Annotated in this window: 23 protein-coding genes; all 23 read left to right on the forward strand. The window is 59.3% G+C overall.

The features are described from left to right. Positions 1 to 268 precede the first annotated feature (268 nt). The 23 genes from rfbF to fliS all read left to right on the forward strand — a co-directional run bounded on the left by rfbF (position 269) and on the right by fliS (position 22,780). Positions 269 to 1,042, forward strand: a complete 774-nt coding sequence (rfbF, locus tag J2Y86_RS25795) for a glucose-1-phosphate cytidylyltransferase (RefSeq protein ID WP_253438164.1) — start codon at positions 269 to 271, stop codon at positions 1,040 to 1,042. Next, on the forward strand, positions 1,024 to 2,106 hold the full coding sequence (gene rfbG, locus J2Y86_RS25800) for a CDP-glucose 4,6-dehydratase (protein WP_253438167.1): 1,083 nt from the start codon (positions 1,024 to 1,026) through the stop codon (positions 2,104 to 2,106). Before rfbF ends, rfbG begins: the two co-directional genes overlap by 19 nt. Further along, positions 2,103 to 2,663, forward strand: a complete 561-nt coding sequence (locus J2Y86_RS25805; RefSeq protein WP_253438170.1) for a dTDP-4-dehydrorhamnose 3,5-epimerase family protein — start codon at positions 2,103 to 2,105, stop codon at positions 2,661 to 2,663. The genes rfbG and J2Y86_RS25805 overlap by 4 nt, the downstream gene beginning before the upstream one ends. Further along, on the forward strand, positions 2,660 to 3,886 hold the full coding sequence (locus J2Y86_RS25810) for a class I SAM-dependent methyltransferase (protein WP_253438173.1): 1,227 nt from the start codon (positions 2,660 to 2,662) through the stop codon (positions 3,884 to 3,886). The genes J2Y86_RS25805 and J2Y86_RS25810 overlap by 4 nt, the downstream gene beginning before the upstream one ends. Next, the gene (locus J2Y86_RS25815) at positions 3,883 to 5,004 is read left to right on the forward strand and encodes a DegT/DnrJ/EryC1/StrS family aminotransferase (protein WP_253438176.1); all 1,122 of its coding nucleotides are present in this window, start codon (positions 3,883 to 3,885) and stop codon (positions 5,002 to 5,004) included. Before J2Y86_RS25810 ends, J2Y86_RS25815 begins: the two co-directional genes overlap by 4 nt. Further along, positions 5,001 to 5,666, forward strand: a complete 666-nt coding sequence (locus J2Y86_RS25820) for an acetyltransferase (RefSeq protein ID WP_253438180.1) — start codon at positions 5,001 to 5,003, stop codon at positions 5,664 to 5,666. Before J2Y86_RS25815 ends, J2Y86_RS25820 begins: the two co-directional genes overlap by 4 nt. Before the next feature lie 30 nt (positions 5,667 to 5,696). Further along, a complete protein-coding gene (locus tag J2Y86_RS25825; protein ID WP_253438183.1) occupies positions 5,697 to 6,425 on the forward strand; it encodes a cephalosporin hydroxylase family protein in 729 nt (242 codons plus the stop codon). A gap of 54 nt (positions 6,426 to 6,479) precedes the next feature. Beyond that, positions 6,480 to 9,422, forward strand: coding sequence for a glycosyltransferase family 2 protein (locus J2Y86_RS25830; RefSeq protein ID WP_253438186.1), 2,943 nt, complete (start codon positions 6,480 to 6,482; stop codon positions 9,420 to 9,422). Between the two features lie 95 nt (positions 9,423 to 9,517). Then, positions 9,518 to 10,687, forward strand: a complete 1,170-nt coding sequence (gene pseC, locus J2Y86_RS25835) for a UDP-4-amino-4,6-dideoxy-N-acetyl-beta-L-altrosamine transaminase (RefSeq protein ID WP_253438189.1) — start codon at positions 9,518 to 9,520, stop codon at positions 10,685 to 10,687. Between the two features lie 36 nt (positions 10,688 to 10,723). Further along, the gene (pseI, locus tag J2Y86_RS25840; RefSeq protein WP_367399719.1) at positions 10,724 to 11,833 is read left to right on the forward strand and encodes a pseudaminic acid synthase; all 1,110 of its coding nucleotides are present in this window, start codon (positions 10,724 to 10,726) and stop codon (positions 11,831 to 11,833) included. Beyond that, the gene (gene pseF / locus J2Y86_RS25845; protein ID WP_253438196.1) at positions 11,830 to 12,531 is read left to right on the forward strand and encodes a pseudaminic acid cytidylyltransferase; all 702 of its coding nucleotides are present in this window, start codon (positions 11,830 to 11,832) and stop codon (positions 12,529 to 12,531) included. Before pseI ends, pseF begins: the two co-directional genes overlap by 4 nt. Beyond that, positions 12,528 to 13,415, forward strand: coding sequence for a class I SAM-dependent methyltransferase (locus J2Y86_RS25850; protein WP_253438199.1), 888 nt, complete (start codon positions 12,528 to 12,530; stop codon positions 13,413 to 13,415). Before pseF ends, J2Y86_RS25850 begins: the two co-directional genes overlap by 4 nt. Positions 13,416 to 13,426: 11 nt before the next feature. Next, positions 13,427 to 14,179: a TylF/MycF/NovP-related O-methyltransferase gene (locus J2Y86_RS25855; RefSeq protein ID WP_253438202.1), complete on the forward strand. Its 753-nt coding sequence runs from the start codon at positions 13,427 to 13,429 to the stop codon at positions 14,177 to 14,179. After that, the gene (locus tag J2Y86_RS25860) at positions 14,176 to 14,766 is read left to right on the forward strand and encodes a GNAT family N-acetyltransferase (RefSeq protein WP_253438205.1); all 591 of its coding nucleotides are present in this window, start codon (positions 14,176 to 14,178) and stop codon (positions 14,764 to 14,766) included. Before J2Y86_RS25855 ends, J2Y86_RS25860 begins: the two co-directional genes overlap by 4 nt. Continuing rightward, the gene (locus J2Y86_RS25865) at positions 14,763 to 15,734 is read left to right on the forward strand and encodes an ATP-grasp domain-containing protein (RefSeq protein WP_253438208.1); all 972 of its coding nucleotides are present in this window, start codon (positions 14,763 to 14,765) and stop codon (positions 15,732 to 15,734) included. The genes J2Y86_RS25860 and J2Y86_RS25865 overlap by 4 nt, the downstream gene beginning before the upstream one ends. Next, positions 15,718 to 16,413 carry an HAD family hydrolase gene (locus J2Y86_RS25870; RefSeq protein ID WP_253438211.1) on the forward strand — a complete coding sequence of 232 codons (696 nt, stop codon included), beginning with the start codon at positions 15,718 to 15,720 and terminating at the stop codon, positions 16,411 to 16,413. The genes J2Y86_RS25865 and J2Y86_RS25870 overlap by 17 nt, the downstream gene beginning before the upstream one ends. A gap of 212 nt (positions 16,414 to 16,625) precedes the next feature. Next, positions 16,626 to 17,552, forward strand: coding sequence for a ketoacyl-ACP synthase III (locus J2Y86_RS25875; protein ID WP_253438214.1), 927 nt, complete (start codon positions 16,626 to 16,628; stop codon positions 17,550 to 17,552). 84 nt (positions 17,553 to 17,636) lie between these two features. Continuing rightward, positions 17,637 to 18,929, forward strand: a complete 1,293-nt coding sequence (locus J2Y86_RS25880; RefSeq protein WP_253438218.1) for a motility associated factor glycosyltransferase family protein — start codon at positions 17,637 to 17,639, stop codon at positions 18,927 to 18,929. Further along, the gene (locus J2Y86_RS25885; protein WP_253438228.1) at positions 18,926 to 19,192 is read left to right on the forward strand and encodes a hypothetical protein; all 267 of its coding nucleotides are present in this window, start codon (positions 18,926 to 18,928) and stop codon (positions 19,190 to 19,192) included. The genes J2Y86_RS25880 and J2Y86_RS25885 overlap by 4 nt, the downstream gene beginning before the upstream one ends. A 254-nt stretch (positions 19,193 to 19,446) precedes the next feature. After that, entirely contained in the window at positions 19,447 to 20,292 is an 846-nt protein-coding gene (locus tag J2Y86_RS25890) for a flagellin domain-containing protein (protein ID WP_214381506.1), read from the forward strand. A 72-nt stretch (positions 20,293 to 20,364) separates the two neighbouring features. After that, entirely contained in the window at positions 20,365 to 20,730 is a 366-nt protein-coding gene (locus tag J2Y86_RS25895) for a flagellar protein FlaG (protein WP_253438232.1), read from the forward strand. An 82-nt stretch (positions 20,731 to 20,812) separates the two neighbouring features. Next, complete coding sequence (fliD, locus tag J2Y86_RS25900; RefSeq protein ID WP_253438235.1) at positions 20,813 to 22,255, forward strand: flagellar filament capping protein FliD; 1,443 nt, start codon at positions 20,813 to 20,815, stop codon at positions 22,253 to 22,255. 129 nt (positions 22,256 to 22,384) lie between these two features. Beyond that, positions 22,385 to 22,780, forward strand: coding sequence for a flagellar export chaperone FliS (gene fliS / locus J2Y86_RS25905; RefSeq protein WP_008035229.1), 396 nt, complete (start codon positions 22,385 to 22,387; stop codon positions 22,778 to 22,780). The last annotated feature ends 3 nt before the right edge of the window (positions 22,781 to 22,783 follow it).

Below are 22,783 nucleotides of genomic sequence, written 5' to 3' on the forward strand. Positions count from 1 at the left end.
GCCGTTACCGCAGAAACGGATATGTCCCCCAACCCCCACCCAGTGAAAACTATCAAGTCTCCAACACCTGGCTTTTTCAACATAAGCGCCTGGCCCAACGCACTAAAGGAGCTGGCGCGTTTCCTGCAAGTCCCCCCGATATCGCCATAAAACGAGCACTTCCGGTGAATCCAGAAGCGCCCTGACCGGCATTGAAGGTTTTATCCAGAAGGCCTGCAAAAGCTTGATACAGCTTGGCTGAGCCCTGTGACGAACAAGAGGGGAGACGATGAAGGCAGTTATTTTGGCGGGTGGTCTGGGCACGCGCATCAGTGAGGAGTCGCACCTCAAACCCAAGCCGATGATTGAAATCGGCGGCAAGCCAATTCTCTGGCACATCATGAAGCAGTACTCCGCTCACGGAATCCATGATTTCGTGATTTGCCTGGGTTACAAGGGCTATGCGATCAAGGACTTCTTCGCCAACTACTTCCTGCATACCTCCGACGTCACGTTCGACATGTGCAACAACCGCATGGACGTTCACCAGAACTACAGCGAGCCGTGGCGTGTCACGCTCATCGACACCGGTGAAGACACCATGACCGGCGGCCGTCTGCGTCGTGCCAGCCGCTACCTGGAAAACGAAGAAGCGTTCTGTTTTACCTATGGCGACGGCGTTTCCGATCTGAATATTGGTGCACTGGTCGACTTCCACCTAACCCATGGCAAGCTCGCCACCGTCACGGCGGTACAGCCACCGGGCCGATACGGCGCGCTGAATCGCGACGGTGACAGCGTTCTTGGTTTTACCGAAAAGCCACGTGGCGATGGCGGCTGGATCAATGGCGGCTTCTTTGTGCTGTCGCCCAAGGTGTTGCCGTTGATCGAAGGCGACGAGACTTCGTGGGAGTCCGGTCCGCTGGATGGCCTGGCCGAGCGCGGTGAACTCATGGCGTACCAGCACGACGGTTTCTGGCAGCCGATGGACACCTTGCGCGACAAGAACCACCTCGAAGCGTTGTGGCAGAGCGGGGAGGCCCCATGGAAACAATGGGATTGAGCTCCGAGTTCTGGCGCGGCAAGCGGGTTCTGCTGACTGGTCACACCGGTTTCAAAGGCAGTTGGCTGACCCTGTGGCTGCAAAGCCTGGGGGCCGAGGTCAGCGGATTTTCCCTTGATCCTTCGACCGAGCCGAGCCTGTTCGAACTGGCGCGTGTTCACGAGGGCATCAATGATCAGCGCGGCGACCTGCGTGACCTGGGCGCGTTGCTGGAATTGATCGCCGAAACCCGACCGGAAATCGTCCTGCACCTGGCGGCTCAACCGTTGGTGCGCGAAGGCTATCGCGATCCGCTGGGAACCTACTCCAGCAACGTCATGGGCACCCTCAATCTGCTCGAAGCCATCCGCCAGGTCGGCGGCGTGCGCGCCTGTGTGCTGGTGACGACCGACAAGGTCTACGCCAACCAGGAATGGCTATGGCCGTACCGCGAAAACGAAGCCCTCGGCGGTCACGATCCTTACAGCAGCAGCAAGGCTTGCTGCGAACTGTTGGCGCAGTCCTACGCCGCTTCGTTCTTCCCGGCCGAGCGTTATGCCGAGCACGGTCTGGCCCTGGCCACGGCGCGTGCAGGCAACGTGCTGGGCGGTGGCGATTTCGCGCCGGAACGCTTGATCCCCGATGTGCTCAAGGCCTGGTCGGCGGACGAGCCGGTGACCCTGCGCTACCCGCAAGCCGTACGCCCATGGCAGCACGCGCTTGAACCTTTGGCGGGCTATCTGCAACTCGCCGCCGGTCTCTATGCACAAGGGCCGGAATTTGCCGGCGCGTGGAACTTCGGCCCGAGCGAAACGGACATGTGCAGCGTCGGCGAAGTGGTCGAACTGCTCGCCAGCCGCTGGCCACAATCCCGTGGATTGCGCATCGAACCGAGTGATTTGCACGAAGCAGGCCTGTTGCGCCTGGACAGCAGCCGCGCCCGTCAACTGTTGGCCTGGCAACCGCGCTGGTCGTTGCAGCAGTGCCTGACCCAGACCCTCGATTGGCACCTGGCCTGGCAAAACGGCGACGACATGCGGGCCGTCACGTTGGGCCAGTTGAACCTGTACCGAGGCGCGCTGTGAGCGAATTCCTGTTGAAAGCGCTGCCGCTGAATGGCTTGTTCAGCGTGCAGCACAAGCGCTTCGAAGACGATCGCGGGCACTTCGCCCGACTGTTCTGCGAAGGCAGCCTGAGCGCCTTCGGCCAGCCGTTTCATATCCGCCAGATCAATCACTCCTGCACCCGTGAACGGGGCAGTGTGCGTGGCCTGCATTATCAGAACGCCAACGCACCGGAAGCCAAGCTGATCACCTGCCTGCGTGGTGAAGTCTGGGATGTGGCGGTGGACCTGCGTCCCGACTCAGAGACGTTCCTGCACTGGCACGCCGAACACCTTCGGGCCGGCGACGGTCGCAGCTTGCTGATTCCGGCCGGGTTCGCCCATGGCTTCCAGACCCTGACCGACGACGCCGAATTGCTCTACTTGCACAGCGCGGATTACACGCCTGCGCACGAAGGGGGGGTGCGTGTGAACGATCCACGGCTGGCGATTGCCTGGCCGTTGCCTGTCAATAATCTGTCGGCCAGGGACGCCAGCCATCCCTTGCTCGATGAACGCTTCGCTGGAGTGCGTCTATGAACTGCCGTGGTTGCGGTACTCCGTTGGCCTTGCCGCTGATCGACCTCGGCACCTCGCCGCCGTCGAATGCCTATGTCCGTGCCGACCAGCTGGAACAAGCCGAACAATGGGTGCCGCTGAAAGTCGCAGTGTGTCAGCAGTGCTGGCTGGTGCAGACCGAGGATTACACCAGTGCCGACAGTCTGTTCGACGCCGAGTACGCCTATTTCAGTTCCTTCTCCAGCACCTGGCTGGCCCATGCCGAGCGCTACGTGGCCGACATGGTCGAGCGTTTTGGCCTGACGGCTGACAGCCGTGTGGTGGAGATCGCTGCCAACGACGGTTACCTGTTGCAGTACGTTGCAGGACGCGGCATTCCTTGTCTGGGTGTCGAGCCGACGCGCAGCACCGCACACGCCGCTCGGGAAAAAGGCCTGGAGATTCGCGAGTTGTTCTTCGGCCGTGAAACCGCTTCGCAGCTGAAGACCGAAGGCTGGGCCGCCGACCTGATGGCGGCCAACAATGTGTTGGCCCACGTACCGGACATCAACGATTTTCTCGGCGGCTTTGCGGCCCTGCTCAAGCCGACCGGTGTGGCAACCTTCGAGTTTCCACAATTACTGACGCTGATGGCCGGGCAGCAATTCGACACGCTGTATCACGAACATTATTCCTACCTGTCCCTGACCGCCGTGCAGACGTTGTGCGAGCGCAATGGCCTGGAAGTGTTCGATGTCGGCCAGCTCTCGACCCATGGCGGTTCGTTGCGGGTATTCGTGCAACGTGCCGACGGGATCCGCCGCGAAGTGCAGCCAGCGGTCGCGCAACAATTGCAGGCCGAACTCGTCGCCGGCGTGAAAACCCCTGAGTACTACGCCACCCTGGCGCCCGCCGCCGAGGGCATCAAGCACCAACTGCTGCGCTTCCTGTTGCAGGCCAAGGCCGACGGCAAGCGTGTGGTCGGTTACGGCGCCGCCGCCAAGGGCAACACGTTGCTCAACTATGCCGGGGTCAAGCCCGATCTGTTGGCCTGGGTCGCGGACGCCAACCCGCACAAACAGGGCAAGTTTTTACCGGGCAGCCGGATTTCGGTGGTGTCGCCGGAGCGTATCGCCCTCGAACGCCCCGACTACATTCTGGTTCTGCCCTGGAACCTGTTGCCTGAAATCACCCAGCAATTCGCCTCGGTCAAAGCGTGGGGCGCACAGTTTGTCGTCGCCGTTCCGGAGTTGAGTATTCAATGAGCAGAATTCATTACACCAAGCCGAGTATTGGCGAACTGGAAGCCCGGTATGCCCTGGACGCCGTGCAGAACGGTTGGGGCGCGCGTTGCTACGAGTACCTGACGCGTTTCGAGCACGGGTTTGCCGAGCACCTCGGGGCGACCTATGCGATCGCGACTTCCAGCTGCACCGGCGCGCTGCACATGGGCATGGCGGCGCTGGGCATCGGCGCGGGTGACGAAGTGATCCTGGGCAACACCAACTGGATCGCTTCGGCAGCACCGATTACCTATATGGGCGCCACGCCGGTGTTTGTCGATGTGCTGGCGGACAGCTGGTGCCTTGACCCGGAGCTCGTCAGGCAAGCCATCACCCCGAAGACCAAAGCCATTCTCGCGGTCCATCTCTACGGCAATCTGTGCGACATGGATGCCTTGCTGGCGATCGGTCGTGAACACGGGATTCCGGTCATCGAAGATGCCGCCGAAGCCATCGGTTCGCAGTGGCGCGGCAAGGCGGCCGGCTCGATGGGGGCGTTCGGTGCGTTTTCCTTTCACGGCACCAAAACCATGACCACCGGGGAGGGCGGGATATTCGTCACCTCGGACAAAGCCTTGTACGAGCGTGTCCTGACCTTGTCCAACCATGGTCGCGTCGCGGGCAGCACCAAGCAATTCTGGCCTGAGTTCATTGGCTTCAAATACAAGATGAGCAACCTGCAGGCCGCCGTAGGCTGCGCCCAGGTCGAGCGGATCGAGGAACTGATCGAACGCAAGCGGACGATTTTCGCCAATTACGCCCGCGCGCTGGCATCGCTGCCAGGTGTTTCGCTGAACCCCGAACCTGCGCACGCCCGTAACGGTTACTGGATGCCGACCGTGGTGTTCGATGCCGAGGCCGGGATTCATCGCGACGAAATGATCGCTGCGTTCCAGGCCGCCGATATCGACGCCCGGGTATTCTTCTGGCCGCTGTCTTTGTTGCCCATGTTCAGCGAGCACGAGGTCGATACACCGGTGGCGTTTGCCTTGCCGGAGCGAGCGTTCAACCTGCCGAGCTATCACGACATGACCGACGCCGATCAGGCTCGAGTGGTGGACGTTGTGCGCGGCTTGCTCGCCCAAAGGCAATCGCTGTGAAGATGTACCTGCTGGGCGCAGCCAACCCGGAAGCGGTGCGCATGCTGCACGCCGTGAAACGCAGCACGCCGAACGTCGACTTCGCGTTTCTGGACAATGACCCGAACAAACACGGCACGCCGTTTTTTGGTGTGCCGGTCATTGGCGGTTCGGCGCTGGTCAGTGAGCTCAAAGGGCCGGACGTACGATTCGTCAACCTGATCACCGGCAGCACCCGACTGCGCTACGAGACCACCCGCGAGCTGGTCGAGGCCGGCGCCACCCTGGGGCAGTTCATCCACCCCGGCATCGACCTGACCATGATCCGCATGGGGCAGGGCAGTTACCTGCAGGAAGGCGTGATCATGCAAGCCGAAGTGACGCTGGGTGACAACACCAGCATCAGCGCCGGCAGCGTGGTGGGGCACGAAGGGCAGATCGGCCACTCGGTGTTCATGGCGCCAGGCGTGTGCATCGCCGGTTGCGTGGAAATCGGCGACGGCACGTTTATCGGCACCAACGCCACCATTCTTCCGCGCTTGCGCATCGGCCGCTGGGTCACCATCGGTGCCGGTGCGGTCGTGACCAAGGATATTCCGGATTTTTCAGTCGTGGCGGGCAACCCCGCCAGGATCATCAAGACCAACGCGGTGCCTTACCCCGACGGTAGGGTCTTCAAGTAACCCGTTTCCCCATTTTTCTGGAGCGTTTCAATGAATCCCCATGAGCAGTTTCGCGAAGAAGTAAAAGGCAACATCGAAGGCCTGCAGCAGGACAAGGCGCTGCAAGCCGAGTCGCTGGGCTGGGTCAGCACCACGGCCAAACACAAGTACACCTACAACTTCAGCTGGATGGGCCGGCCGATCATTCAGTTTCCTCAGGACATGGTCGCCATGCAGGAAATCATCTGGAACCTGCGTCCGGACGTGATCGTTGAAACCGGTATCGCCCACGGTGGCTCGCTGGTGTTTTATGCATCGATCCTCGAACTGATGGGCCATGGTGAAGTGCTGGGCGTCGACATCGACATTCGCCCGCACAACCGCGAAGCGATCGAAGCTCACCCGATGAGCAAACGCATCCAGATGATTCAGGGCTCGAGCATCGACACCGCCATCGTTGATCAGGTACGCGAGCGCATCCAGGGCAAGAAAGTGCTGGTGGTCCTGGACTCCAATCACACCCACGAACACGTCCTCGAAGAGCTGCGCCTGTACGCACCGATGGTGTCGGTGGGCAGCTATTGCGTGGTGATGGACACCGTGGTCGAAGACATGCCGGAAGATGCGTTCCCGGATCGTCCATGGGGCAAGGGCGACAACCCGAAAACCGCGGTCTGGGCCTACCTCGAAGAAAACCGCGATTTCGAGATCGACCAGGCGATTCACAGCAAGCTGCTGATCACTGTCGCGCCAGATGGCTACCTGCGCCGAGTGCGTTAAGCGACACCTTTATTCAAGCGTTCATCAGGCAATCGGTCTGTGGTGGGGAAGGATATGCAAGGCAATTACGGTTCGGAAAACACGCGGTCCCTCAGTGAGCTGTTCACTGTGGTGCTGATTACTCACAATCGCCCGGCGTTCCTGCGCAGGGCATTGCAGTTCTACAGCACATTGCCTTGCAAGATTCTGGTCCTCGACTCATCGGCCGTCGCACTGGACGGCGCGGCGGCGGTCGCGGACACCATCGACTATCGGCATTTGCCGCAGTTCGGCTACTGGGGCATTCAGGCCAAGCTGGTGTACGGCGTCGAGCAGGTCACCACGCCGTACATGGTCTTCGCCTCCGATGATGATTTCCTGTTGCACGGTGCCCTGACCGAATCGGTGAACTTCCTCGATGCCAATCCCGACTACGGGATGTGCCATGGCTATTGCCTGATGTACCTGACCCACGCCAACTACGTGCAGTATTACCGTCGTGACAAGAAGGTGCAGGAGGACTACAACGCCGAGGATGGACAGGATCGTGTCGTCGATTACATGAGCCAGTACATTCCGCCGTTCTATGCGGTTCAGCGGACCTCGATACTGCGCGACTGGTATGACGCGATGCCTGAAGGCACGAGCTTCGAATGGCAGGAAATCGGCCACGTCTACTACATGCTGGCACGGGCCAAGGCGCGGATTCTTCCTACGCCCTACGTGGTGCGTGAGGTCAACTACGGCCGCTCGGATCACAACACTGAGATCATGACGACCCTGAGCTTCAAGGACGCCCGATCCGTCGCCGAGCGCGAGCGCTTTGCAGGGTTCCTGGCCTCGCTGCCGACCGGCATCAGTGGCCTGGATGAACAGCAGACCGCGCAGGTCGCCCTGCAAGGTTTCGCCGCGCTCGCCGAAAGCCTGACGACCCGCAACGCGTTGACCATCGAGCCGATTTTCGAGTCTTACTGGAAGGATCCGACCGTAGGGCCCAAGCGCGTCTTCGGCGCTGACCAGTACGTCGAGATGCCGTTCTACAACAGCGCCTTCTTCGAGCAACTGACAGAGTGCGAATTCCTGCTTCATGCGATGCCCGCCGGGCGCTTGCAGCTTGAAGAGATGGAAGGCGCATTGCTCAAGCAGGAAGCCTTGCAGCGCACCTACTCCAATGACACTTCGGAGACGATCCAGAACCGTTTGCTTGAAGCCGTTCAGATAGGCGCCTTCAACCGCCGGGTGGTGCAAAAACTGGCGCAGCAACTACTGGATATGGATGAAGCCACCGATGCCCAGGTGTTGACCGACTGGATTCAGCGTCTGGGCAGCGTGCCCGTTTTTGACAGTCGCCAGTTGCTCGACACGATGCCGTCGGGGCGTGTGCGGAACTGGTTGCAGGCCCGTCAACCGAACGACACCGCGGTGAGGAAAATCAACCAGCACTTGGCCGCCCACGAAGGGGGGCCTCAGTTCGGCATTCTGCTGCTTGATCTGGACGCTGACATGGACAAGCTCCAGGTCACCCTGGACAGCCTCATGGAGAGTGCGTTCCGGGCCTTCAAAGTGGTGGTCTTCACCACGGGCGATTTGCCGGCGGTCACCACGGCGCAAAACACGCTGCATTTCGTCAAGGTCACCACGGCCAATTACGTCGACAAGCTGAACCAGATTGCTCGCCAGTCGACCTCGGACTGGTTGTTGCTGGCGGAAGCGGGCGATGAGTTCACCGCTGCCGGTTTCCTGCGTGCCAGCGTTGAGTTGCAGAACGCCGAAGGTTGCCGTGCGGTCGCGATGGACGAGATTCATCGTCAGGCCAATGGCACCTTGGTCGACGTCTTCCGGCCCGCTTTCAACCTTGACCTGTTGCAGAGTTTGCCGGCGCTGGTCGCGCGTCATTGGCTGATCCGCCGCGAAGCATTGGTGGAGGCGGGTGGGTTTGCCCGCGAATTCACTTCGGCGCTGGAGTTCGACCTGTTGCTGCGCCTGATCGAAACCGGCGGCCTTGCCGGTCTTGCTCATCTGGCCGAGCCGTTGCTGATCACGGCGGCACCGGCGTTGGCAGCCAATGAGCACGAGCGTCAGACGCTGGTTCGTCATCTGGCGACCCGCGGTTATCAAGCGCGGGTCAACGCCGAAGCGTCGGGCGGTTACCGTATCGACTATCGTCATGCCGATCGCCCGAAAGTGTCGATCGTCATTCATAGCCAGGACAACCTGGAGCATTTGCAGCGCTGCCTGGTCAGTGTGTTGCAGCGCACGCGCTATCAAAACAATGAAGTCGTCATTGCCGATAACCACAGCCAGTCCGCCGAGCTTCACGCCTGGCTCGATAGCCTGGAACAAAACGGGCGTGGCCGGATTCGCCTGGTCAAGGCTGCGCAGCGGCTGAGCACTTCGGCACTGCTGAACCTGGCTGCCGAACAGGCTCAAGGCGAATACCTGGTGTTGCTGGCAGCGGACGCCGAAGTGGTCAACGCGAACTGGATCGAGGCATTGCTCAATCAGGCCCAGCGTCCCGAAGTCGGGGTGGTCGGTGCCAAACTGGTGGATCACGAGGGCAATGTGAGCGGTGCCGGCCTGATTCTCGGGCTCAATGGCGGGATCGCCTCGCCATTCATCGGCGAGAAAAAGGACGCACCCGGCTATATGCGCCGGTTGGCCGTCGAACAGAATTACACCGCCGTTTCCGGTGTGTGCCTGATGATTCGCAAAGAAGTCTTCGTTGCCCTCGGTGGCCTGGATCGCGAGCACTTCGATGAGGCGTACGCCGATGTCGATCTGTGCCTGAAAGTCGCCGATGCCGGTTTGCTGACGGTGTGGACGCCGCAGGTTCAGATTGCACACCCGGGCACCTTGCCGAACGATCCGCAGGCAGTGGCGGCCTTGCGCGATAAGTGGCAGGCGCGCTTTGCACATGACGAGGCTTACAACCAGAACCTGGCCCTGACCGGCAAGGGCTTTACCCTGGGTGAATCCGGCAGTGTGAACTGGGCGCAATCGCTCGCCTCAGCTGTCTGATCAATTAAAAGGACTCACGTCATGTGCAACGGCAAATTGATGTTCAACAGTGCGCGTATTTGCCAGCTCCCCGGGCGTTGCGTTGAGTCACGGTCATGATGCCTTACCGGATTCCCTACGGTCGGCAGAACATTGATCAGGCGGATATCGACGCCGTGATGGAAGTGCTCAAGTCGCCCTGGCTGACCCAGGGGCCGACCATCGAACGCTTCGAAAAGGCCCTGGCCAATCACTGTCAGGCGGAGCACGCGGTTGCTGTGTGCAACGCCACGGCGGCGTTGCACATCGCCTGCCTGGTCGCGGATCTTGGCCCGGGAGATTACCTCTGGACCACTCCGAATACGTTCGTCGCGTCGGCCAACTGCGCTCGTTACTGTGGCGCCGACGTCGATTTCGTCGACATTGACCCGCACACCCTGAACCTTGATGCGAAGCTGCTCGCCGCGAAACTCGAGGTTGCCGAAGCCGCCGGAAAACTGCCCAAAGTGGTGATCGCGGTCGCTTTTGCCGGGCAGAGTTGCGACATGCGCACCCTCGCGCAGTTATCCGAGCGCTATGGCTTCACGCTGATCGAGGATGCCTCCCACGCAGTGGGGGCCTCATACCTGGGGCGGCCGGTCGGTTGTGGCCAATACGCCGCCATGACCATTTTCAGCTTTCATCCGGTCAAGATCATTACCAGCGCCGAGGGTGGCATGGTGCTGACCAACAATGCCGGGTATGCCGAGCGTCTGCGGCGGCTGCGCAGCCATGGCATCACTGGTGATCCGGCACAGATGAAGGTGCCGGAGACGGGGTTGTGGTACTACCAGCAACTGGAGCTGGGCTTCAATTACCGGATGTCCGACTTGCATGCCGCATTGGGGCTGTCACAGATGGCGCGTCTGGAGACTTTTGTCGCCAAGCGGCGTCAACTGGCTGCACGCTATGCAACCCTGCTGGCAGGGCTTGCTGTGACATTGCCGGTCGAACAACAGGGCGCCGAGTCTGCCTGGCATCTGTATGTGGTGCGGTTGCAACTGTCGCGAATCACGCTCAGTCAGTCGCAGGTGTTCGAGGCTTTGCGGGCGGTGGGGCTGGGTGTGAACCTGCACTACATTCCGGTGCATTTGCAGCCTTACTACCGCGAGCAAGGTTTCAAGGACGGCGATTTTCCACAGGCCGAGCGTTATTTTTCCGAGGCCCTCAGCCTGCCGCTGTACCCCGATCTGACGGATGAAGAGCAAGACGAAGTGGTGGGGCATTTAAGGCGAATCCTGGGTTGATACTTTTTTGATGACCAATACAACTGGAGTGGCTTTGTGAAAGGGCAGCACGCAGCACGGGGAACAGGAGCGCCAAGCGTTCGGCAACCGGTTCTAAGCATCGCCGGGCGTCGCATAGGCCCGGCCGAGCCTCCTTACATCGTTGCCGAGATGTCCGGAAACCACAACGGTGACATCAACCGTGCCTTTCGCATTATTGAAGCCGCCAAGCTGGCGGGTGCTGATGCGGTCAAGATTCAGACGTATCGCGCCGACACCATCACCATCGATCACTGCGGGCCAGAGTTCATGGTGAGCGGTGGTCTCTGGGATGGCCGTCGACTCTATGAGCTTTATGAAGAGGCGCACACGCCGTGGGAGTGGCACGAAGCGATCTTCGAGCATGGCCGCAAGGTCGGGATTACGGTGTTTTCATCGCCCTTTGATGCCACGGCGGTGGATTTTCTCGAGTCTCTTGGCGCACCGGCCTACAAGATTGCATCGCCTGAATTGATCGACCTGCCCCTCATCCGCAAGGTGGCGCGCACGGGAAAGCCCATCGTGATGTCCACCGGCATGGCAACCCTTGAAGAGATCAGCGAAGCGATAGAAGCCGCGCGTGGGGCAGGGGCCACAGAGATTGTTGTCCTTCACTGCACAGCCGCGTATCCGGCGCCGCCGGAAGAGGCCAATCTGGCGACGATCGCCGAGATCGCCCGGCGTTTCGACGTCGTGGCCGGGCTCTCCGACCATACGCTTGGCACGGTGGTGTCTGCCATTGCAGTGGGGCTGGGGGCGTCGTTCATTGAAAAGCATTTCACTCTTGATCGCGCGGAGGGTGGGGTCGACAGCGCCTTCTCGCTGGAACCCGCCGAACTGGCCGAGCTTGTGACGACGGCACGCATCGCCCATGTGGCGGTCGGCTCTCCGGCATTCGAGCCGACCCGGTCGGAAGAAATTGTCCTGAAAAATCGCCGTTCACTCTATGTCGTGGCGCCTGTCGCCAAGGGCGAGATGTTGACGGAGGCAAACGTGCGCTCTATCCGTCCCGGCAACGGGCTCAAACCCAAATTTCTTGAGGCGGTGCTTGGGCGCAGGGCTGTGCGCGAGCTTGCCTTTGGCGAGCCGCTTGACGCCTCGATGATCGAGGGAGGAATTGATACATGACCGGCACGCCTCGCGCCGTTGCGATCATTCCTGCCCGAGGTGGCAGCAAGCGAATCCCCCGTAAGAATATCCGCCTGTTTCGTGGTCGGCCCATGCTGGCCTGGTCCATTGAAGCGGCACTCGAATCCGGCGCTTTCGACACGGTCATGGTCAGCACCGATGACGCAGAGATTGCAGAAGCGGCACGCGCCTTGGGCGCCGAGGTGCCATTCCTGCGATCGGCAGTGGCAGCGGATGATCACGCCACAACGTCGCAGGTCCTGCTTGAGGTGCTGAGTCAATATGCCGAGGCGGGCGTGCAGTTCGATCTTGCCTGCTGCCTTTACCCGACGGCGCCTTTCGTGCGGGCACGGGACCTGGCTGACGGACGTGCGAAGCTGCTGGGAAGCCGGTTCGACGTCATCATGCCCGTCGCTGCTTTTTCTTATCCGATCTGGCGATCGCTGCAACGTGAGGACGATGGATGCATCACCCTCAACTTCCCTGAAAACCTCAACGCCCGGTCCCAGGACCTTCCGGTCGCCTATCACGATGCAGGTCAGTGGTACTGGTTCCGCATCGAGGCATTTCTGCGCGATCACGTGTTGATGGGGGCGAACTCCGGCTCGATCGTTTTGCCTGCGATCCAGGTGCAGGACATCGATACCGAGGACGACTGGGCGCTTGCCGAGCTGAAACATGAAAGGATGTTTGGATGAATGACCCGCGACTACGCCGGCACGAGTTGGGTTTTCTGGAGGTGGTGGATCGCCCCACGCCGGAGGCCTTGAGCGAATATTATGCGCAGGCTTATTTTCAGACCGCGGCCAGTAGCAGTTTTCGAAAATCCTATTCTGAAGAAGAACTCGAGGTCATCGAGCTGCGAATCGCGCAAAAGGCAGGTCAGGCTCGCACGCTCTTGAGTGATGATCAGCCCGGTAGCCTCCTTGATGTCGGCTGCGGTGAAGGCTTCGTGCTCAGGTTCTTCGATCGGCTCGGTTGGCAGGTTCAAGGTATCGACTACAGCCGCGCAGGCGTGCAGCAGGTCAATCCGGCGTACGCCGACCACGTCGAGCAGGGTGATGTCTTCGAACTGCTCGAGGCCCGTATCGCGTCTGGAAAACAATACGATCTGGTCTGGCTGGGCAACGTACTCGAGCATGTGCTGGATCCCGTGAGCCTGTTGCAATCACTGCGCCGATTAGTGGCTCCAGACGGGCTTCTTGTGGTGACTGTTCCGAACGACGGCACCGCTTATCACGAGGAACTGTACGCGGCGGGCACGATACCTGAGCGGTTCTGGGTCGCCGTGCCCGATCATCTGTCGTACTTCACCGCTGACAGCCTGCGCCGAACGGCTGAGGCAACGGACTGGGATTGCCTTGCGATTCAGGGCGATTTTCCGATCGACCTGTTTCTTGCACACGAAGGATCAAACTACGTCGCTGATCGTTCCCAGGGGCCTGCAGCCCACCGGGCCCGGTTGACGCTCGAGCGGTTGATCGGGCAGGCGGGCATCGAAGCTGCCAACCGCTTTTACGCTTCACTCGTTGATGTGGGGTTCGGTCGTAACCTGACCGCGTTCTTTAGACCGAAACCCTGAGGAGTCACTACATGACAGACAGCACCATACGAACACTTGTCGGCTCGACGCAGTCCGAGACTGAGCGCAAGCAGATGCTTGTCGACCGACTTCGCGCCTCACGGATTCCGGACCGCGAGCTATTGGACAACATCGGCCTCTACCTCACGCGACAAACGCTGTCGCGGATCAACTTCATGCAGATGCTCTATCAGATGATCGTGCCCGTTCACGGGGTCATCATGGAGTTTGGTGTGCGTTGGGGGCAGAACATGGCGTTGTTCTCCACGTTGAGGGGAATACACGAGCCCTTCAATTACAACCGCAAGATCATCGGCTTCGATACCTTTGAAGGTTTTCCTTCGGTGGCGCCTCAGGATGGCGGCAGTGTACAGGCGGGTGACTATGGCGTTGTCGAGAACTGGAAAGAGGAGCTCGAGGACATCCTCGACTTCCACACGCAGAATGCGCCAATCCCGCACAAGAAAAAGCATGAGCTGGTCCAGGGAGATGCCACGCTGACGCTTCCCGGCTACCTCAAGGGTCATCCCGAAACCATCGTGGCGCTGGCCTATTTTGACTTCGATATCTACAAGCCGACCCGCGATTGTCTCGAGGCGATCCTGCCGTACCTGACCAAGGGCAGCATCCTGGCGTTTGACGAACTCAATACACCGCAATTTCCGGGTGAAACCCTCGCCGTGCGCGAAGTGCTGGGGTTGTCTCGTTACGCCATACGGCGTGATCCATCCAACCCGCTGACTTCGTACCTGGTGATCGAATGAGTGCAGACGCCATTCGATACCAGGTGATGCCGAACCCGCGCCTTTCAGACGGGGTGCTTGACCTGCGAGCTGTGCAGCCGGCCGACATCGAAGCGATACGGCAATGGCGCAATGCCCAGATGGATGTGCTGCGCCAAACGGCTCCGATATCCCCTGAACAGCAGGAGCGGTATTTTGTCGAGCAGGTCTGGCCACAGACCGAAAGCCTGGAACCCTCGCAGGTCTTGGTCACACTGGAACGTGCAGGGGTCTTGATCGGGTACGGTGGCCTGGTCCACATTTCCTGGCCAAACCGCAGGGCCGAGGTTTCGTTTTTGCTCACCCCGGAACTCGAAAAGAACTCAGACGAACTCATCGCCCTGTTTTCACGCTTCCTCGACTTGATGAAACAACTGGCTTTCGGAGATCTTGGATTGCGGCGCCTCTGCACCGAAACATTCGAGCACCGCACCCGCCATATCGCGACCCTGGAGGCTTCGGGATTTCGTTGCGAGGGACGCTTGCGTGAGCATGTGTTGGTTGACGGTAGGCCCATGGACTCGTTTGCCCATGGCTTGCTTGCCTGTGAATGGAAAAGCGCTCAGTGAATGAGAGTCAGGTTCGCATAAATGTGCTCGTCACTTCCGCTTCGCGTAAGGCACCGCTGGTGCGCGCCATGCAGGAAGCGGTCAGGCGTATAAATCCCGATGCTCGCGTTTTTGCCGGCGATCTCGATCCTGAAGCGCCAGCTCGTTATGTGGCTGACGGGTTCTGGCAGATGCCGCCCATTACCGACGCTGAACTGCCTGCGCTGATCCAAGGCTGTCACGAACGCGGGATTGCGGTGGTGTTTCCAACCCGCGATGGCGAATTGCTCTTTTGGGCGCGCCATCGCGCAACGCTGTCTGAAGCGGGAATCTGCGTCGTCGTCTCAAGCCTTGGGGCGGTCGAGCGCTGCCTCGATAAGTTCGCTTTCTCAGACTTCGGTAAAAAGGTCGGACTCCCTGTCATCGATGCGGCGATGAACCCCGAGGCGGTTGGTGCCGGACCTTATGTGGTGAAAGAACGTTTCGGTGCCGGCAGCCGTTCGATCGGACTTGATTTGTCCCTTGATGCCGCTCGCCATCACGGAAAAAACCTGGACGCGCCGATCTATCAGTCATTTGTGCCGGGGCCGGAAATCAGTATCGACGGCTGGATTGATCGCGGCGGCTCGGTGGTGGGGGTGGTGCTGCGCAGTCGCGACCGAGTGATCGCTGGCGAATCACAGATAACGACCACATTTCGCAGTGAAGCGCTCGAGCGTGAAGCTGTTCGCGCACTGCAGGCGCTGGACTTACGTGGTCCCGTGGTGATGCAGGCAATCGTCATCAACGACACCATGCGCATCATTGAATGCAATCCTCGCTTCGGCGGTGCCTCCACAACCGCCATCGCTGCCGGGCTGGACGTCCTTTACTGGAGCCTTGCAGAGGCCTTCGGCCAAGGGCTGCCAGCTGTTTTCAAGCGTATTGCGGGGGAGGTAAGACAAGTTCGTCTGCCTACTGATCTGGTGCTGCATGATCCTGATTTTTGATCTTGACGATACGCTTTACGACGAAAGCAGCTTTGTCACCAGCGGACTCGGCGCAGTGGCCCGTCACGGCCAGGCTGCCTATGGATGGAACGCCGAGCGTTCGCTGGACTTTATGCTCGACGTACTTGAGCGTGAGGGGCGAGGACGGGTTTTTGATCGATGGCTTGCGTCGCATGAGCAGTTGTCGAAGGCGCGTGTCGCTGAGTGCGTGAACATTTATCGCCATCATCGCCCGAGCCTTGAATTGTTTCCCGCTGCCAGACTCGTGCTCGACCGATACCGTGGGCAAGTACCGCTCTATCTCGTCACCGACGGGCACAAGATCGTGCAAAAGAACAAAGTCGATGCACTGGGATTGTCTCCGGAGTTTCAGCGAGTCTTTATCACGCATCGTTTTGGTATCCGCCATGCCAAGCCTTCCATCCACTGCTTCGAGCTTATTCGCCAGGCGGAAGGCTGTCGCTGGGCCGATATGGTTTACGTGGGTGACAACCCCTCCAAGGATTTCGTGAACCTCAAACCGCTTGGCGCATTGACGGTCCGGGTGCAGACCGGTGGGCATCGCGACGTCGTGGCTCTGCCGGGCTACGATTCGCAGGTTTCCATCCCTGACCTTGACGCACTGCCCGAGGTGCTGGCCGCTCACTTTGAGCGGTCGCACTGCAGCTTATCGGCCTGATTCGGCAAAATAGCGTGACCTGCGAGTCATAACGCGCATCTTCACTGTATTGTATTAATAGGGAAGGTGGCGCCTGGCCTGTTTCTGGCCCAGTGATAGCCTTTTATTCTTCCCGCTGTCGCCTCGATGGGGCGGCGTTTTTCTCTGTTTGTCGGCGCCCCTCGAATCATGACGAGCGGTGGTATTGGGCTGTTTATTATTGGGAAGCCGTAATGATTGGCATAAAAAGCATTGCGAGCTACGTTCCTGTAGCCGGCGTGGACAATTACGCACAAGGTGCAAAATTCGAAAAGGATGAAGAGTTCATCCTCGGCAAGATTGGTTCAGCCTTCCTGCCGCGCAAAGACGCCGGGCAGGAAACGTCGGACCTGTGTGTCGAAGCGGCCAATGCGCTGTTCGCCAACAATCCCGACCTGAAGCGTGAAGACATCGACGTGCTGATCGTCGTCACTCAGAACGGCGACGAAGAAGGCCTGCCACACACCGCTGCAATCGTTCAGGACAAACTGGGCCTGCCAACTACCGTGGCGGCGTTCGATATTTCCCTGGGCTGCTCCGGTTACGTCTACGGCATTTACGCGATCAAGGGCTTCATGGAGGCCGCGGGCCTGAAGAATGGCCTGCTGATCACCGCCGATCCGTATTCGAAGATCGTCGACCCGGAAGACCGCAACACCACCATGCTGTTCGGCGATGCCGCCACGGCGACCTGGATGGGTGAAAACGCACCCTGGCAGTTGGGCAAGGCCAAGTTCGGCACCGACGGTTCCGGCGCGTCGCACCTGAAGGTCACCGACGGTGTGTTTTTCATGAACGGCCGCCAGGTGTTCAACTTCGCGCTGCTCAAGGTTCCGGCACATTTGCATGAACTGCTGGCCGACTCGCAGCTGACGGCTGACGATATCGATGCCTTTTGCATCCATCAGGGCAGTGCAGCGATTGTCGATGCCGTGGCACGACGTTTCGAGGGCGAGCCCGAGAAGTTCATCAAGGACATGGTCGAGACCGGCAACACCGTGTCGTCGAGCATTCCGTTGCTGCTGGAAAAACACGTTCTGGACTCCAGCTGGAAGCGCGTTGCGTTAAGCGGTTTCGGCGTGGGACTGTCATGGGGCTCGGCGATTATCTATCGCCCTTGAACCCCTAAAAGCCAGGCACAAAAAAAGCGTTCAAGGTGTAACCTTGAGCGCTATTTTTTTGCCCGAATGAAAAAGCGAGGCACCATGAGCGAGCTCTTTGAGCGCAACGGCGAGCTGATTCAACAGCGCTGGCCCAAGGTCTGGCATCGACTGTCAGTTGAAGACAGCGCAGCCTTGCAGGCTGACTTGGTGGAAGGCCTCGGCTCGACGTTGAGCGTCAATGGCATTCAGTTGACCAGTCGCCATGACCGCACCCGCGAAGCCGCGCTGCAAGCCGATAGCCTGCCCGTCGACAGTCAGGTGGTGCATGTCTATGGCACCGGGCTGGGTGATTTGCAGGCACAGTTGCTGGCACGTGCCGGGGTTGAACGGCTGTACGTGCACATTCTCAATGGCGCTGTGTTTGCCCTGGTGCTGCAAATGCTCGATCAGCAGTCGTGGCTGAGTGATCCGCGAGTCGAACTGCTGTACGCCGGCGATCGGGTGGAAATCCAGTTGCCGTATTTCGCGTTGCCTTCGGAACTGGTACTGGCGGACGACTACAACGCCAAGATCCGCGACCGGCTGATCAGCGAAACTCACCTGACGTTCAATAATCGTGAATTCGATCCGGCCAATCCCGAGATTGCCGAGCGCTTGCAGGCGTGTGTCGAGCGTGTTCGCGCCGATGCCGATGTTGCCGAGCTGTTTGCCACCTGTTCCGGCACAGAGGTGTTTGTCATTGGCACCGGGCCGAGCCTGGAGCAGCACTTCGACACGCTGCGTGCGGTGCGCGAGCGCACCCAGCGACCCTTGTTGATCTGTGTCGATACCGCCTACCGGCCGCTGATCGAGCAGGGCATCACGCCGGATGTGGTGGTCACGATCGATCAGCGCATCTCGACGCGGCATTTACCGTCCGACGCCTCCGGCGAAATCACGCTGGTCTACATGCCTATGGTCGATCCAGCGGTTTTGGAGGGGTGGCAGGGGCCGCGCTACGTGGCTTATTCCGCCAGTCCGATCTATAGGGAGCTGCGCGAGGCGCTACCCAAGGCCCAACTCTATGTCGGAGGCAGTGTGATCCACCCGGCGGTGGACCTCGCGGTAAAGATGGGCGCCAGCCAGATCACGCTATTCGGCGCTGACTTTGCTTTCCCGAACGACAAGACTCACGCCGGCTGGAATGACGGAGATCTTGGACCGCAGCTGGGTGCCGCCAGGCATTGGGTGCTCGACGGCCACGGTCAGCGGGTCAAGACGCAGCTCAATTTCCGCAGTTACTTGTGCGAGCTGGAACGGTACATCGCCGGACATCCTCAAGTGGGCTTCCATAACAGCAGTCGGGCAGGGGCGATGATCGTCGGCACGACGTTTCACCCGGAGTTCACACGATGACTCAAGACTTGCTGGCTGCCCGGGCGAAGGACTGTTCCGGTTTGTTCCGTCTGGGGCGAGATGTCGAAGCGGCGCTGTTGATGGTTCAGGTGTGCAGCGATGTGCAACTTGTGATGGAGCGAATGAGTGTCGAGGTTCAATCCCGCTGGACAGCGTTGCTCGCTGACATGCTGGCCCGTCAGGAGGCGCAGGACTGGTTGGCGCTGGCGGATTATCTTGACTATGAGCTGCCGGAATTTTTGAAGTCGGCACCTGTCATTTAACGCTTTTTGGTTTTTGTGCCGGTACAGGCGAGTCCTCGCTGTCCCGTTACCGGCATTTCCCTGGCGTCACTTTTTTGTATTCAACTGCCGCCAAGCCCTTGTTTCATGAGGGGTGGCAGTGTGATGGCAAATAATTTTCAAAATCCCCTAAAGCAACCTGCATTCGCGACGATAACTATTACGAAGGTTCTCTAGGCCAACCCGGCGGTTGCCAGGGCCGGAAGCCGCAGTACCCAACCAACGAGGAATTCGTCATGGCTTTAACAGTAAACACTAACACTACATCGCTGGGTGTTCAGAAGAACCTGAACAAGGCTTCTGATGCTCTGTCGACTTCGATGACTCGCCTGTCTTCCGGCCTGAAAATCAACAGCGCCAAAGACGACGCCGCCGGCCTGCAGATCGCTACCCGCATGACCTCGCAAATCCGTGGTCAGACCATGGCTATCAAAAACGCCAACGACGGTGTTTCGATCGCTCAGACCGCTGAAGGCGCTCTGCAAGAGTCGACCAACATTCTGCAACGTATGCGTGAAATCGCTCTGCAATCGCGCAACGACTCCAACGGTACTGCTGACCGTACCGCTCTGGACAAAGAATACCAACAGTCGATCGCTGAACTGACCCGTATTGCTCAGTCCACCAACCTGAACGGCAAGGCACTGATCGACGGTACCGCTGGCGCGATGGAATTCCAGGTGGGTGCGGGTACTACTTCCGACAACCAGATCACCCTGACCCTGGCTTCGAGCTTCGACTCCAGCGCCCTGGCCATGACCGGTACTACCATCTCCGGTACCTCCAACGCAGCCAACCACTCGGCAGTTGCCTCGGCTATCTCGGCCATCGACAACGCCCTGGCCAAAATCAACGCCACTCGCGCTGACCTCGGTGCTGCTCAAAACCGTTTTGCAACCACCATCTCCAACCTGCAAAACATCAACGAAAACGCCAGTGCTGCACTGAGCCGCGTACAAGATACCGACTTCGCTGCTGAAACTGCACAGCTGACCAAGCAACAAACTCTGCAACAAGCTTCCACTGCAGTTCTGGCCCAGGCCAACCAACTGCCATCCGCTGTACTGAAACTGCTTCAGTAATAGCTGAGTAAGTTTTGGCGGGGGAGTGCGCACGCGCGCTCTCTCGCTTTTTCAGTTTAAGAGGTGATGGACATGGATATGAGCGTGAAGCTGAACTTGTCTTATCCAGCTGCGAAGCCGGCGACGACTGTTGCTGAGCATCCGGTGGAAAAGCCTCGAGCCGATGCTGCCACAGTGGCGACGGTCAAGGATGAACCAAAAGACGCAGTAACCGAGCGGGACAAGCTGAAGATGGCCGTTCAGGAAATTGAAAAGTTCGTTCAGTCGGTCAAGCGCAACCTGGAGTTCTCGATTGACGAGCCTTCAGGCAAGGTCATTGTCAAAGTGATTGCCAGTGATTCGGGTGAAGTGGTTCGCCAAATCCCCAACGAAGAAGTCCTCAAGCTGGCCAACAGTTTGAACGATGCAAGCAGTCTGTTGTTCAGCGCTAAAGCCTGACAGCTGGCACGAATTTTGTTGCTATGTTCTTTTGGGCGTTGTAATGGTCAAAAGGCCGGCGACACACTGAAGGGAGTCCCACATGGCAAGTCCAATTCTACCGGGTCTGGGGTTAGGCTCCGGCCTTGACACCACGGCTATCGTCAAAGCCTTGGTTGATGCTGACAAATCGGCCAAGCAAAGTCAGATCAACCGACAGACGACCACCAATACCTCGCAGATTTCCGGTCTCGGGACCCTCAAGAGTGTCCTCGCGAATTTCCAGACCGCGATCAAAAACCTCGGTAGTACCACGACCCCGCAGTTCCTGGGTTACACCGCCACGAGTTCCGATCCCAAAGTGCTGACCTCCGTCGCCAGCAACACGGCGGTCAACGGTACTTATGTCGTCAAGGTCAACTCCCTTGCGACCTCGTCGAAAGTGGCGACTGCCGCGTTTGCCGGCGGCCCTAGCAGTGCCATTCCGAGTGGTACGCTCACCATCACTCAAAATGGCATTTCCCGTCCTGTCGACATTCCCCCCGGCGCTACGCTGCAATCGGTACGGGATGCGATCAACACCCAGCAAGGCGCCAATGGTTTCAGTGCCAACATTGTCACTGACTCCTTCGGTTCTCGTCTGGTGATGGGGTCCACTGTTACCGGTGCGGGTTCCGATATCACGCTCAGTGGTATTGCCGGCCTGACAATCACCGCGGGCCAGAAAATGGGCGCCACGCCTACGGCAACCTCGGCGGGTGCCATCGGTGAACTTGCTGCGGACGCCAGCTTCACGGTTGACGGACTGGCGATTACCAGCAAATCCAACACCGTCGATAGCGCCATTTCCGGCCTGACGCTGAACCTGGTGTCAGGTGGTGTAGGGGCGACGTCCACTGTGACGGTCGGGCCGAACAGTGACGGTTTGAAAAAATCGATCCAGGCCTTTGTCGATGCTTACAACCAGGTTGTCACCACCATCAATACGCTGACCAAGGCGACCCTGGATAAAGATGGCAAGCCGACCGTTGCCGCTGCATTGACCGGTGACCCTCTGGGTCGGGGTGTCCTGGCGTCGATCCGTGAGCCGTTGGCCACTACCGGTGCCGGTGACAAGCTGACCGTGCTTTCGCAGTTGGGCATTACCACCAACCAGAAAACCGGTGCGCTCGATTTTGACAGCGCCAAGTTCTCCAAGGCGATGGATACGCAGAAGCTCGGTGGCGAGATCCAGAAGCTGTTCCTGGGTGATCCAGCGGCAACCGGCGATGCGGCCAAGGGGCTGCTGGAACGGATGAATACGGCGCTTACGCCTTATACCGTCACGGGCAACGAAGGCATCCTCGATGCGCGCTCCGCCAGCCTGGCCAAGGTCAAAACCAACCTGGCCAGCCAGCAGGAGGCACTGGATCGTCGGGTCGAGACGCTGACAGCCGTGCTGACCAAAAAGTACAACGACATGGACCTTCTGGTCGGTAAGCTCAAGGCAACGGGGGCCAACATTACCTCGATATTCGAAGCGATGAACGCGCAGAAAAACGCCTGATAGCGCACAAACGCCAAAAGCCCGGCAGCGGATTCCGCCTGTCGGGCTTTTTTTGTTTCAATCTAAAGTTTTTTGACGCCGTGTCGATACACTGGCTATACGAACCACAAAGTTTTAATGAGGTACAACATGAACCCGATGTTAGCCCTTCGGCAGTACCAGAAGATTGGCGCTCAGGCCCAGACTTCCGAAGCCAGCCCCCATCGCTTGGTGCAAATGCTCATGGAGGGTGGCCTTGATCGCATCGCTCAGGCCAAGGGTGCCATGGAGCGCAAGGACATCCCCAACAAAGGGATTTTCATCGGCAAGGCCATCGGTATCATCGGTGGCTTGCGTGAAGGCCTGGACCTGGAAAATTCTGTCGAGTCCGTGGGTGAACTGGACAAGCTGTACACCTACATGATGAAGCGCCTGACAGAAGCCAACGTCAAAACCGATCCAAAGATTCTCGACGAAGTCGCCGATCTGCTTCGCACCGTCAAGGACGGCTGGGACGCAATTGCCGCGCCGGGTCCGCAGTTTTAAGGA

Source organism: Pseudomonas migulae, assembly GCF_024169315.1.
Classification (GTDB): domain Bacteria; phylum Pseudomonadota; class Gammaproteobacteria; order Pseudomonadales; family Pseudomonadaceae; genus Aquipseudomonas; species Aquipseudomonas migulae_B.